We start from the raw sequence: 13108 nt of genomic DNA, 5'->3' as shown, positions 1-13108 counted from the left end.
GCGGGGTTGGCAGGCTATGGTGGAGCCCTTCTTACTTCAAGCACAGGCTCCCGCGGCATTCCGCCGTGACGACCACCCCTCCGATGAAAATTGCTGTCTGGATTGTTTTCGCCCTGTTGAGCGCCCTGTGGACCGGCGGCGCCTTGCTGGTGATCGCCCTGAGCGAATGGGCCGCCCAATTGCTGGCCAGCGGCGATGCCGCGGCGGTGGGAACGGCCGCGGCCCAATGGCCGGTGCCGGCCTGGGTCAGCCTGTGGCTGGACCCGGCTTCCATCAAGCTGGCGCAGGAAGCCGTGCTCTGGGCTCTCTCGGCCGGCCGTGATGTGCTGCCCATGCTGGGCTCGGCCATGGGCTGGCTGGAACCCCTGATCTGGCTGCTGTGGCTGCTGGGCATGGTCCTCATGCTGGTCCTGGCCATCGCCGGCCATTTGCTGCTGGGCCGCCTGCCGAGCCTGGACGCACTCAAGCAACGCGCCGGCATCTGAGCCCGCATGTCCAAGCAGCTTGCCGAAGTTTTCAGCCGCGCCGCCCAGGCGCATGTGGATACGGCTCAGCGGCCCGCGCCCCAGCAACTCAGCCTGCCGGACCTGCTGCACCTGCATGGCGAGGCCTCGGCCGCCGTCTTGCTGCTGCTGATGGCCGTGCTCAGCGTCATGCCCATGGCGGGGGTGGGCACCTTGCTGAGCTTTGTGATCTTTGTGATTGCCTGGCGCTGGAGCAGCCAGTTGGACGGCAGCATCGTGCCGGAGCGCCTGGGCCGGGTCCGTCTCAATGCCTTGTGGTCGCGCCGCTGCCTGCGCTTTCTGGCCTGGATGTACGGGCTCTCCGACCGCTTGATGAAGGCCCGCTGGACCTGGACCAGCCACAGCCGCACCCACGCAGGCTGGCGGGTCTGGATCGCCTTGATGGGCTTGCTGATCCTGCTGCCCCTGCCCCTGGGCAATGTGCTGCCCAGCCTGAGCCTGGTACTGCTGAGCCTGGGCTGGATGTTCCGCGATGGCTTGGCCTTGCTGGCCTCGGCCCTGGTGGGCTCGGGCGCCGTGGCCTTTGCCCTGCTGACGGGTCATGTGCTGCTGGACATCGCCCGGCGCGTGCAGGCCTGGGCCGGCGGCTTGCTTTGAGAACAGATCGGCGGACAAAAGAAAAACGCGTTAGCGGCCTGAGCTGCTAACGCGTTTCATTGTTGTATCAATGGTCGGAACGGCGGGATTCGAACTCGCGACCCCTTGCACCCCATGCAAGTGCGCTACCAGGCTGCGCTACGCTCCGATTTGATCTCTCTTTTTGTTTCTGGTCGGAACGGTGGGATTCGAACTCACGACCCCTTGCACCCCATGCAAGTGCGCTACCAGGCTGCGCTACGCCCCGACTGAGCTTCGCAGTATAGCCCATTTTTCTGGGCTCTGCGAGATTCAGACAAAAAGAGTGGAGCGGATGGCGAAAAGTTCTTCGCGTACCTGGCTCAGAGACCAAGGTTGCAGTTGCTCGCCCGCGGCCGCCTGCACCGCACTCACCTCCAGCTGGCTGCGCGCCTCGCTGGTATGGGCTGTCGCGGATGCACTCGTTCCTGCGGCTGGAGCGCTGCTCGCCCTGAGGGCCGGGCCGACAAGCAGGTCCGCCAACAGGGCCTGACCCTCATCTTCAGCGTCAAGGCCTGCACCCTCCAGGGCGCTTGGCGACGGAGCAAACCTGGCCTCGGCCGTCCGGGCAGCGCTGGCGTCGATGAGTTGATTGCGGGCGCCACTGATGGTGAAGCCTTGCTCGTACAGCAGCCCACGGATGCGGCGGATCAGCAGCACCTCGTGATGCTGGTAGTAGCGCCGATTGCCGCGACGCTTCATCGGCTTGAGCTGGCTGAACTCCTGCTCCCAATAGCGCAGCACATAAGGCTTCACACCACACAGATCACTCACCTCACCGATGGTGAAATAGCGTTTGGCGGGGATGGCTGGAAGCGCATTGCTCATGCGGGTCTGGCGTCTGGGAGTCCGGGGAGCTCAGACTCTACTCGATGTCGTCTTCGTCGCAAACATCGCCCTGCACCAGGCTCTTGAGTTTGTGACTGGCGTGAAATGTCACCACATCTCTGGCCTTGATAGGGATTGACTCGCCGGTGCGTGGATTGCGCCCCGGGCGAGGTGCTTTGCGGCGGATATTGAAGTTACCGAAGCCCGAGAGCTTGACGTCATCGCCCTCCACCAGCCTGCCGTGGATGATGTCGAAAAAAGCCTCGACCATATCCTTAGACTCGCGCTTGTTCAGGCCCAGCTTGTCGAACAGCAGTTCGGACAGCTCGGCCTTGGTCAGCGTGGGCGTTTCCAGGCTGGGCAGGAGCACCCGGGCCGCAGGCTTGGCTGCAGCAGCCGCAGGATCGGCGCCCTCGCCCTCAGGCCGGACGTTTGGCTCGCTCTTCTTGTGCAGATTGCTCATCATGATTTGCCCACGCTCCCCCTTTGGTTCCGGTCCGCTGCCTTAGGCCCGCAGGCGCGCGCCCAGGCGCTGGGCCAGGGCCTCGATGACGGCGGACACCGTCTGCTCGATGCGCTCTTCGGTCAGCGTCACCTCGTCGTCCAGCAACTCCAGACGCACGGCCATGCTGCGCTCGCCCTCCTTCAGATCGCTGCTGGCCTGGCTGGGCTTGAACACGTCGAAGAGCTTGGCGGAACGGATCAGGCCGCTGTGCGCCGACTGAATCGTCTGCATCAAGGCTTCGTGCGTCACGCCCTCGCCCACGATAACGGCCAGGTCGCGCAGAACGGACTGTTGGCGCGGCAGCGCTTGGGCGGCCGGCAGCGGGCGCGACAGCACGGCGGGCAGATCGAGTTCAAACACGATGGGCGCGCTGGGCAGCTCATAGCCCTGACGCCACTTGGGATGCAGCTCGCCGATCACACCGATGTCCTGGCCATCCAGCTCGATGCGAGCACTGCGGCCCGGATGCAGGGCCGGGTGCTCGGCCGCGACAAAGCGCAGCTGGCGTGGGGCGAACAAGGCCTCCAGATCGCCCTTCACATCGAAGAAGTCGACCTGACGCTCACGCTGGCTCCACTGTTGCTGCTCGGCCGGGCCAAAGGCCAGGCCGGCCACGCGCATGGGCTGATGAACGCCGGCGATGCTGGCGTCGCTCTCTACCACCGAGGCATCGCGCAGGAAGACACGGCCGATCTCGAACAAACGCACCCGCGGCGCACGGCGCGCCAGGTTGTAGCGCAAGGTGTTGATCAGGCTGCCGATCAAGCTGGTCCGCATCACGGCCAGAGGCGCGGCGATGGGGTTGAGCAACTGGATGGGATTGCTGTTGCCGGCTAACTCGTTTTCCCAGCGGGCTTCGACGAAGCTGAAATTGATAGTTTCAAAATAGCCGCAGCCGGCCAGGGCGTGACGCAAGGCATGCACGCTGCGGCGCGACTCCGAGGCCACCTTGGCCACCACCGGCGCGAGCGGCGGCGTGGCGGGCAGCTGGGGAAAGCCCAGCACGCGGATCACTTCTTCGATCAGGTCTTCCTCGATCTGCAGATCGAAGCGGAAACTGGGCGGGGTCACGGTCAAGACGCCGGGTGCCTCGGTGAAGGCCAGGCCCAGGCGGGTGAAGACGCGGGCGCAATCTTCCTGCGAGACCGGCATGCCGATGACCTTGGATGCACGCGCCACCCGCAGGGCCACGGGCTTGCGCTCGGGTAGCGCGGCAATCGTGTCGTCCATGGGGCCGGCCTGGCCGCCGCAGATGTCCAGGATCAGCTGGGTGATGCGCTCGATATGTTCGACGGTCAGCGCCGGGTCCACACCGCGCTCGAAGCGGTGACCCGCATCGGTGGAGAAGTTGAAACGGCGCGAGCGACCCATCACCGCCCCCGGCCACCAGAACGCCGCCTCGACGTAGACATTCCGGGTGCTGTCGGACACGGCCGTGGCCTCGCCACCCATGATGCCGGCCAGGGACTCGGGCGCTTGCGCGTCCGCCACCACGCCCACCGTCTCGTCCAGCGTCACGGTATTGCCATTCAGGAGCTTGAGCGTCTCGCCGGGCTTGGCCCAACGGATCACCAACTCATCGTGAATCTTGTCCAGATCGAAGATATGCGAGGGCCGGCCCAGCTCGAACATCACATAGTTGGAGATGTCCACCAGGGGCGAGACCGAACGCTGGCCGCAGCGGGCCAGGCGATCGACCATCCACGCAGGGGTCTGCACCTGGGTGTTGACGCCGCGCACGATGCGGCCGGAGAAACGGCCGCACAGATCGGCCGCCTCGATACGCACCGGCAGTTTGTCCTGATGGCTCACGGCCACGGGCGCGAAGCTCGGCGTTTGCAGCGGTGCACCGGTCAAGGCCGAGACCTCGCGGGCGATGCCGTAGACGCTCAGGGCATGGGCCAGATTGGGCGTCAGCTTGAGAGTGAACAAGGTGTCGTCGAGCTGCAGATGCTCACGGATGTTCTGGCCCACGGGGGCCTCGGCCGCCAGTTCCAGCAGGCCGCCATGCTCTTCGCTCAGCTTGAGCTCGCGGGCCGAGCACAGCATGCCAAAGCTCTCGACGCCGCGCAGCTTGCCCACGCCGATCTTGAAGGCCTTGCCGTCTTCGCCGGGCGGCAACTCGGCGCCCACAGTAGCCAGGGGCACCTTGATGCCGGCGCGCGCATTGGGGGCGCCGCAGACGATTTGCAGGGGCTCAGGCCCGCCCGCATTGACCTGGCAGATGCGCAGCTTGTCGGCGTTAGGGTGCTGCTCGGCCGACAGGATTTCGGCCACGACGATGCCGTGGAAAGGCGGAGCCACGGGGCGCAGCTCTTCGACCTCCAGGCCGGACATGGTCAGCAGCTCGGCCAGTTCTTGGGTGTTCAGCGCGGGGTTGCAAAAAGACCGCAGCCAGGATTCAGGAAATTGCATGATGTGTTCTCTTGAGTTCTCGGACTTTGATTTGCTTGTCGTTCACTTGAACTGCGACAGGAAGCGCAAATCACCGTCGAAGAACTGGCGCAGATCGCTCACGCCGTAGCGCAGCATGGCCAGGCGGTCGATGCCGGAGCCGAAGGCGAAACCGATGTAGCGCTCGGGGTCCAGGCCCATATTGCGGATCACCTGGGGGTGAACCTGGCCGGAACCCGACACCTCCAGCCAGCGACCCTTCAGCGGGCCGGTGGCGAACATCATGTCGATCTCGGCGCTGGGCTCGGTGAAGGGGAAGTAGCTGGGGCGGAAGCGCAACGCCAGCTCGTCCGACTCAAAAAACTGCTGCAGAAAGTTGCCATACACCGACTTCAAATCCTTGAAGCTGATGTTCTCGCCCACCCACAGGCCTTCGACCTGGTGGAACATGGGCGAATGGGTGGCATCGCTGTCCACCCGGTAGGTGCGACCGGGGGCGATGACGCGGATCTCGGGCATGGGCTGACCGGCATCGATCAAGGCCTTGTGGCGCTTCACATGCTGGACCGCATAGCGAATCTGCATGGGACTGGTGTGGGTGCGCAGAACATGGCCGCCTTCGACATAGAAGGTGTCATGCATGGAGCGGGCCGGGTGGTCGGCCGGCGTGTTCAGCGCGGTGAAGTTGAACCAATCGTTCTCGATCTCGGGGCCGTCGGCCACATCGAAACCCATGGAGCCAAAGATGGCCTCGATGCGCTCCATCGCGCGGGTGATGGGATGCAAGCCACCGCTGCCGCGCTGGCGGCCGGGCAGGCTCACATCCAGGGCTTCGGCCTTCAGCTGCAGGGCCAACTCGGCGTCGGCCAAGGCCTGGCGACGGGCCGTCAGCGCGGCCTCGATGCCGGATTTCAAGACATTGATCTCGGCGCCGCGCGCCTTCTTCTCATCGACGGGCAGGGCCGCCAGGCCCTTCAGCAACTCGGTCACACGACCGGCTTTGCCCAGAAAGCGCGCCTTGGCGTTCTCAAGATCGGCGGGCGTGGCGGCGGCCGCGAATTCGCTCTGGGCCGTCTGCAGCAATTGTTCGAGATCAGTCATCTTGAAGCCAAAATTCTTCGTTCGGGCGGAAATAAAAAAAGGCCGAGCACCATGGTGTCGGCCTTTGAGGTTGCTGAGCGCCAAACCGCGAGGTTCAGCGCTTGCCGGATGCCGCAACAAGGCGGCAACAGGCATCAAGCCAGTGCAGCCTTGACCTTGGCGAAGATGCTGGCGAAGCCAGCAGGATCGTTGACGGCCAGATCGGCCAGGACCTTGCGGTCGATCTCGATCTGAGCCTTCTTCAGGCCAGCCACAAACTTGCTGTAGGTCAGGCCCAGGCCGCGGCTTGCTGCGTTGATACGCGCAATCCACAGGGCACGGAACACACGCTTCTTGGCGCGACGGTCACGGTAGGCGTATTGACCTGCCTTCATCACCGCCTGTTTGGCGATGCGGAAGACATTCTTACGACGACCACGGAAGCCCTTGGCCAGAGCCAGGACCTTCTTGTGACGGGCACGAGCGGTAACACCACGTTTAACGCGAGGCATATTAAATCTCCTTTAGTTAAGTGGTTTACAGACCAGCCAGGGGCAGCATCTGAGCGATGTGACCCATATTGGTTTCATGCACCGTGGCCGTGCCACGCAGGTGGCGCTTGTTCTTGGTGGACTTCTTGGTCAGGATGTGGCGCTTGAACGCTTGACCGCGCTTGACGGTACCACCCGGACGCACGCGGAAGCGCTTCTTGGCGCTGCTCTTGGTCTTCATTTTGGGCATGAGATGCTCCTTTTAAGATGTCCCTGGGGCGGTTGAGGGCCTCTCAACACTTGCCAGCCTCAGGAGACTGATAAGCCCGCCGATGACCAAATCGACGGGCTTGATTTTGTGGCGTTCGGCCCAAGAGCCGTTCGCCGGGCCGCCCCAAGGACGGCTCATGCAATTGAAACCGAGCACAAGCTCGGTTTCAATTGCACCCCCTCGGGGGGTGTGCCTGCGTACCCGCAGGCCGGGGGCTAACGTTTCTTAGGAGCGAGAACCATGATCATCTGCCGGCCTTCCAGGCGCGGCATATTCTCGACCACCGCCACATCCGCCAGCTCGTCGCGGATACGTTCCAGCAGGCGCATGCCGATGTCCTGGTGGGTGATCTCGCGGCCGCGATAGCGCAGCGTGACCTTGCCCTTGTCACCGTCCTCGGCGATGAAGCGGCGCAGATTGCGCATCTTGATCTGGTAGTCGCCTTCGTCCGTACCCGGGCGGAACTTGACTTCCTTGATTTCAATGACCTTCTGCTTGGACTTGGCCTCGGCGGCGCGCTTTTGTTCGATGTACTTGAACTTGCCGTAGTCCATCAGGCGGCACACCGGAGGTGTGGCGGTGGCGGAGATTTCGACAACGTCCACGTCCAGCTCGCCCGCCATGCGCAGCGCTTCCTGGATGCTCACAATTCCGAGCGGCTCATTCTCAGGGCCGTTCAGACGAACCTCGGGAGCCATGATTTCACGGTTCAGCCGATGCTTGCGCTCAGGAACAGCACGACGGTCAGCAAAAGTAGCGATGGTGGATACCTTTCAACGAACCCCGAGGCGCGGGGCCCAAACAAAACAAAAGCGCGCCTCGGGTGACAAAAATCAAGCCTTTTGAGCGACGTCGGCTGCGGCCTTCACGAGGAAGTCTGCCAGAGCCATCACACCCAAATCTTGCTTGCCACGGGCGCGCACCGCAACGGTTCCATTTGCCTTTTCCTTGTCGCCTACGACCAGGATGTACGGAACCTTTTGCAAAGAATGCTCGCGGATTTTATACGTGATCTTCTCGTTGCGCAAATCGGCCTGGACTCTAAGCCCTTGTTTCTCCAGCGATTTCACGATTTCAGCGACGTAATCCGCCTGCGCATCGGTGATATTGGCCACCACCACCTGGGTCGGCGCCAGCCAGACCGGCAGGGCGCCGGCATGCTGTTCGATCAAAATTCCGATGAAACGTTCCAGGCTGCCGACGATGGCCCGGTGCAGCATGACCGGGGTCTTGCGCTGGCCGTCTTCGTCGACAAACTCGGCGCCCAGACGCTCCGGCATATTGGAGTCGATCTGAATCGTGCCGCACTGCCACTGGCGGCCCAGGGCGTCTTTCAGGGCGTACTCGATCTTGGGGGCGTAGAACGCGCCCTCGCCTGCCGCGATCTGGAAGTCGCAACCCGAGCGGCGCAGCGACTCCATCAGCACCTGCTCGGTGCGGTCCCAATACTCGTCGGTGCCGATGCGGGCCTCGGGGCGTGTCGCCACCTTGTAGACGATGTCGGTGAAGCCGAAATCGGCATAGACCTTTTTCAGCAAAGTCGTGAAGTTGGCGCACTCTTGCAGGATCTGGTCTTCGGTGCAGAAGATATGGCCGTCGTCCTGGGTGAAGCCGCGCACCCGCATGATGCCGTGCAGGCCGCCGGTGGGCTCGTTGCGATGGCATTGGCCGAACTCGCCGAAGCGCAGGGGCAGGTCGCGGTAGCTCTTGATGCCGTGATTGAAGATCAGGATGTGGCCGGGGCAGTTCATCGGCTTGAGCGCGTAGTCGCGCTTCTCCGACTCGGTGACGAACATATTGTCCCGGTACTTATCCCAGTGGCCGGACTTCTCCCACAGCCCCTTGTCCAGGATCTGCGGGCCCTTGACCTCTTGATAGCCGTTCTCGCGGTAAACGCGGCGCATGTACTGCTCCACCTCTTGCCAGATCGTCCAGCCCTTGGGGTGCCAGAACACGGTGCCGGGCGAATGCTCGTCGATGTGGAACAGGTCAAGTTCGCGGCCCAGCCTGCGGTGGTCGCGCTTCTCGGCCTCCTCCAGCATCAGCAGATACTTCTGCAAATCATCCTTGCTGGCCCAGGCCGTGCCGTAGATGCGCTGAAGCATCTCGTTACGGTGATCGCCGCGCCAGTAGGCACCGGCCACCTTCATCAGCTTGAAGTGTTTGAGCTTGCCGGTGGAAGGCACGTGGGGGCCGCGGCAGAGGTCGGTGAAAGCACCCTCGGCATAGAGCGAGACGGCCTGATCGGCCGGGATGCTCTCGATGATCTCGGCCTTGTAGGCCTCGCCCAGGCCCTTGAAGTAACTCACAGCCTCATCGCGCGGCAGCACCGAGCGAACGATCTTCTCGTCCTTCTTGGCCAGCTCGCCCATCTTGGATTCGATGGCGGCCAGGTCGTCCGGCGTGAAGGGTCGCTTGTAGGCGAAGTCGTAGTAGAAGCCATGCTCGATCACCGGGCCTATCGTGACCTGGGCCTCGGGGAACAGCTCCTTGACGGCATAGGCCAGCAAGTGGGCGGTGGAGTGGCGTATCACTTCCAGGCCATCGGCATCCTTGTCGGTGATGATGGCCAGCTGGGCATCGGCGGCGATCAAATGGCTGGTGTCCACCAACTGGCCATCGACGCGGCCGGCCAGCGCAGCCTTGGCCAGGCCGGCGCCGATGGAGGCGGCCACATCGGCCACCGTGACGGCTTGCGGAAATTCACGCTTGGAGCCGTCAGGCAATTGAATCGAGATCATGTTTTCAATACTCCGAAATTCTGTGGGACTGCCCGGACTCCCAAGCCTCAAAGCAAACCCAGAAATGAAAAAGCGCGGCCACTGTGCCGCGCTTTTTGCTGGGGGCTGCCTGACAAGAGGCAGCTGAGAAAGACGTGACAAGCCGCGGCCGACTAAACCTTTGTGGAGGTGCTCGTAGTTCGCGGTGTCATAACCATGATGCCTTTCTCGCCCTTGTTCGTTGATCGTGCAGCGATTGTAGCCCTGCTTACAGATCCAGGGTCTGCAATGAAGCGGCCTCGCAAGACTTTGCAAACTCATCGCGCAGGCGCTGACTCTCGGCAATGGCGCGCAGCCATTGCCGGGCGCGACCGGCCATGTCATCTCCAAACTTTTGGAAGTCGGAGCGATCGGGCAGCTTGGCGCCCGGCAGCGTGGCGATCCAGGCCGGGTTGGGCGCCAGCAGCACGACGTTGTCGAGAAAAGGCGTGGCGCCATGGCGGCGCTTCAAGGCCTTGTCCAGCCAGCCGGGCACGAGCTGGCGCTGGAAATGCGGGTACAGCACCAGCCCCTCACCCGCCATGGCGCCGTAGTTCAGATGCAGGTGGTAGTCGGTGATGCCGCCGTCCCAGTAGGCGCCGCGCGGCGCGCCGGGGATGTCATGCACCGCCTGCAACCAAAAGGGAATGGAGCAGCTGGCCAGAATGCTGGGCTGGAAATTGCCCGCATTGAGTTCGACCTGATGGCTGCGGAAATCGTCCAGCGGCAGGGGCAAGGGCGTGCGCGGGTCTGAAAAACTCACCCGTTCCAACCAGCCCCCCATGGCCTGGCGAGACAGCAGATTGGCCGCAAAGGCCGCCGTATAACCCAGCGGCGTGCGCCAGCGCCCTTCCCTGGCCAGCAAGCGCCGGCCGCGCGAGGCCAGCACATGCAGACGAAAACGGGGGTGGCTCAGGGCCAGGGCCTCGCGGCCGCCGAAGACCTCGTCGAGCTTGGCGGCAAAGCCCTTGCTGACGGAGGCGGCCGAGGGCATCTTGTTCTTCCTGGCAGCGCTGCCGGCAGGCCGCTCCTCGTCATAGCTTTGGTGCACATAGCCTTGTGCCAGCGTCTCAAACTCGCGTTCCACCTCGGCGGCATTGCGGCTCAGGCAGGCCGTGGCCATGCGCCAGGCGCCGATGGAGGCGCCCATCAGATGGACGGGCTGCTGGCTGCGGGCCAGCCATTCGCCAAAGATGAATTTGTCCAGCGGCCCGAGGATCAGGCCCTTGGGGCCACCGGCAGCGGCGGGCACGACCTGCACATCCTCCGGGCGCAGGCCGCGCTCCAGCAAGCGTGCCTTGGCGCGCGGGCCGGCGTAGATCAGCAGTGCAGATGTGCTCGTCGTCATGGGCCCGATCAGATCAAAGCTTGAGTTCCAGCGCCAGGCCGAACTGGGTGCGTGACGCGCGCAAGACATGGGTGCTGCTGCCATCGCTGAGCAGGGTCAGGGAGCGGGTATCCAGCGGCGCCAGATTGCTGGCCGAGAAACGCAGCGAGGCGGACTTGTTGAACACCCATTGTGCATAGACATCGAGCGAGCGGCTATTGGACTGGTCCAGCGACTGGCTGAGCGTCTGCTGGGTCACATAGCCCGGCGTGTAGGCCAGGGACATGCCGGTGCTCAGGGGCAGGCTGCTCAGGCGGTAGTCAAAACCCAGATTGGCCGACCAGGGCTGCTGGCCGTCCAGGCGGTTATTGGGCAGGGCCAAGGCCTCCACATTGGAGTGGTAGAGGCTCAGATTGCCGCGCAGATTCAGCGCCAGCTTGGGATCGAAGAGCGAGGGCAGCAGCTCGCCGGCGCGGCCCTTCACTTCCAGCTCCAGGCCCATGGTCTGGGCCTTGGAGAAATTCACCGGGCGCGAGACATAGCGCTGCAGGGGCGACCAGTCCACCGTCTCCAGCGACACGCTGTTACGGATCAGGTCCGTGATGCCCCGGTAAAAAGCCCCCACGCTGACCATGCCGCCACCGCTCAGATATTTCTCGAAGGCGATGTCCAGGCCGGTGGCCAGTTCGGGCTTCAGCTGGGGGTTGCCTGCGCGGTCGGGGTTGAGCTCGTCGTTGGGCAGCGGCGTCGTGCCGTCCGCCGCGAACACCGGCTTGACGATATTCGTCAGCGGGCGGGCCAGCAGTGCATTCAGATCCGGTGCCTTATAGCTGCGCGTCACGCTGGCGCGGATCATGTCGCGGCCCTTGGGGTCCAGCTTGTAGTTCAGATGCCAGAGCGGCGTCACCACGGTGCTGGTATTGCTGAAGCGCTGCTCCGCGCCGCGGCTGCTGGAGTGGATGCGCTCGCCGCGCAGGCCCAGATAGGTGGACCACTGGGGCGACAGCTCCCACTCGTCCTGCACAAACAAGGCCTGGCGCTCAATGCCGGCCGAGAAGAGCTGATTGTCGTACTTGGGTTGCAAGACCTCGCCATTCTGGGTCTGGGTGCGCAGCTCATCGCGCTTGCGCCATTCCAGCTCCCAGCCCACGGTCAGGCTGTGCTCATCGCCCAGCAGCTGGCCATACTTGCCACCCTGGATCAGGCTCTGGTCATGGCTATTGCCCACCGTGTTGCGGAAGGGCTGCGGGCCGGCGCCGGGCAGCAGCTCGCGGTAGCTCATATTGTCGTAATTGCCCTTGGAGTCCTGCAGCGCCAGCTTGAGCTCGATGCGCTGTGAATCGCTGAAGCGATTGATCCACTGCGCATTGCCGCGCAGGTTCTGCCAGGTGCCATGGTTGTAGGAATCGTCATCGGCAAAGGGCAGCTGCTGCTGCGCCGGCTGCTTGTCAAAGCTCTGGCGATTGTTCCAATAGCCTTTTTGCACAAAGGCCTGCAGGGACAGGCTCTCCTCGTCGCTGAGCTTCCAGTTCAGGCGTGGCGAGGTATTGAAGCCATGGCCCCAATTGGCCTGCTCGCCCTGGCGGCTGTAGACCTGAGGGGATGCGCCCAGCGTCCGCTCGGTGCTGAAGTTGTTTTGGCCGCGCCACTCAAACACCGAGAGCGGCAGCGACAGCGACACATCGCCGAAGCGCTCGCCGTAGGTGACGGTGGCCGAGGGCGTGGGCCGCACGGCGCCATAGCCCAGGCCCAGGCGCAGATCGCGCTGACTGACGCGCGGCGCGTCCTTCAGGATGATGTTGATGCTGCCGGCGACGGCCTGGGCGCTCTGGTCGGCGGTCGGACCCTTGCTGACCTCGATGCGTTCGACTTGGGCCGGGTCCAACTGGTCCAGGGCAAAACCGGGCGGCGCCGGATCGCCGTTGATCAGGATCAGGGTGTAGCCCGAACCCAGGCCGCGCATACGGGGCGCGCCGCCGGCCACCGTCACGCCGGGCAGGCGCTTGAGCACATCGGCCACATTGCTGTCGCCGAACTTGGCGATCTCTTCGCGGCCATAAATCTGCTTGGCCACCGAGGCGCGGCGGCGCAGATCGGTGTCGCTGTTCTGACGCGTGATCTCGACGCGTTCCAGCCTGGCACCGGGGCGGGGCTGCGCATCGCTGCCGGGCTGGCCGTCCTGGGCCTGCGAGCCGGGGGCATGCAAGGAGAAAGCAAGAGCGGCACAGGCGGCGGCAACTGAGGAGAGCTTCAAGAAATACTCCAAGGGTTCAGCGGGGGGCTTCGCTGCTTTGTTTGAGATCAAAACCAGCGC

At 63.8% G+C, this 13108-nt stretch carries 12 protein-coding genes and 2 tRNA genes; 2 read left to right on the top strand and 12 right to left on the bottom strand.

Annotated elements, in window-relative coordinates:
* Positions 1-83: 83 nt before the first annotated feature.
* Both HNP55_RS19890 and HNP55_RS19885 read left to right on the top strand, forming a co-directional pair.
* Positions 84-485 carry a hypothetical protein gene (locus HNP55_RS19890; RefSeq protein ID WP_184303469.1) on the top strand — a complete coding sequence of 134 codons (402 nt, stop codon included), beginning with the start codon at positions 84-86 and terminating at the stop codon, positions 483-485.
* A gap of 6 nt (positions 486-491) precedes the next feature.
* Complete coding sequence (locus tag HNP55_RS19885; RefSeq protein WP_184303467.1) at positions 492-1121, top strand: exopolysaccharide biosynthesis protein; 630 nt, start codon at positions 492-494, stop codon at positions 1119-1121.
* A gap of 71 nt (positions 1122-1192) precedes the next feature.
* On the opposite strand, the gene HNP55_RS19880 is transcribed toward HNP55_RS19885, so the two are convergent.
* The 12 genes from HNP55_RS19880 to HNP55_RS19825 form a co-directional block, all read right to left on the bottom strand.
* Positions 1193-1269 (bottom strand) — tRNA-Pro (locus HNP55_RS19880).
* A gap of 22 nt (positions 1270-1291) precedes the next feature.
* A tRNA-Pro gene (locus HNP55_RS19875) sits at positions 1292-1368 on the bottom strand.
* Positions 1369-1412: 44 nt separating this feature from the next.
* Positions 1413-1967 carry a MerR family transcriptional regulator gene (locus HNP55_RS19870; protein ID WP_184303465.1) on the bottom strand — a complete coding sequence of 185 codons (555 nt, stop codon included), beginning with the start codon at positions 1965-1967 and terminating at the stop codon, positions 1413-1415.
* A gap of 37 nt (positions 1968-2004) precedes the next feature.
* Entirely contained in the window at positions 2005-2430 is a 426-nt protein-coding gene (locus tag HNP55_RS19865; protein ID WP_184303464.1) for an integration host factor subunit alpha, read from the bottom strand.
* Between the two features lie 42 nt (positions 2431-2472).
* Positions 2473-4887: a phenylalanine--tRNA ligase subunit beta gene (gene pheT / locus HNP55_RS19860; protein ID WP_184303462.1), complete on the bottom strand. Its 2415-nt coding sequence runs from the start codon at positions 4885-4887 to the stop codon at positions 2473-2475.
* A gap of 42 nt (positions 4888-4929) precedes the next feature.
* Positions 4930-5967 carry a phenylalanine--tRNA ligase subunit alpha gene (locus HNP55_RS19855; RefSeq protein WP_184303460.1) on the bottom strand — a complete coding sequence of 346 codons (1038 nt, stop codon included), beginning with the start codon at positions 5965-5967 and terminating at the stop codon, positions 4930-4932.
* 134 nt (positions 5968-6101) lie between these two features.
* Positions 6102-6458, bottom strand: a complete 357-nt coding sequence (rplT, locus tag HNP55_RS19850; protein ID WP_184303459.1) for a 50S ribosomal protein L20 — start codon at positions 6456-6458, stop codon at positions 6102-6104.
* Positions 6459-6483: 25 nt separating this feature from the next.
* On the bottom strand, positions 6484-6687 hold the full coding sequence (rpmI, locus tag HNP55_RS19845; RefSeq protein ID WP_184303457.1) for a 50S ribosomal protein L35: 204 nt from the start codon (positions 6685-6687) through the stop codon (positions 6484-6486).
* A gap of 236 nt (positions 6688-6923) precedes the next feature.
* Positions 6924-7469, bottom strand: coding sequence for a translation initiation factor IF-3 (gene infC / locus HNP55_RS19840; protein WP_082679750.1), 546 nt, complete (start codon positions 7467-7469; stop codon positions 6924-6926).
* A gap of 72 nt (positions 7470-7541) precedes the next feature.
* A complete protein-coding gene (gene thrS, locus HNP55_RS19835) occupies positions 7542-9449 on the bottom strand; it encodes a threonine--tRNA ligase (RefSeq protein WP_184303455.1) in 1908 nt (635 codons plus the stop codon).
* A gap of 247 nt (positions 9450-9696) precedes the next feature.
* Complete coding sequence (locus HNP55_RS19830) at positions 9697-10815, bottom strand: phospholipase (RefSeq protein WP_184303453.1); 1119 nt, start codon at positions 10813-10815, stop codon at positions 9697-9699.
* A 13-nt stretch (positions 10816-10828) separates the two neighbouring features.
* The gene (locus tag HNP55_RS19825) at positions 10829-13048 is read right to left on the bottom strand and encodes a TonB-dependent receptor plug domain-containing protein (RefSeq protein ID WP_184303452.1); all 2220 of its coding nucleotides are present in this window, start codon (positions 13046-13048) and stop codon (positions 10829-10831) included.
* Between the last annotated feature and the right edge of the window lie 60 nt (positions 13049-13108).

It is taken from the genome of Roseateles oligotrophus, from assembly GCF_014204525.1.
Lineage (GTDB): Bacteria > Pseudomonadota > Gammaproteobacteria > Burkholderiales > Burkholderiaceae_C > Paucibacter_A > Paucibacter_A oligotrophus_A.
The sequence above is the reverse complement of the archived record's forward strand: the minus strand, read 5'-3'. Positions and strand labels throughout refer to the sequence as shown.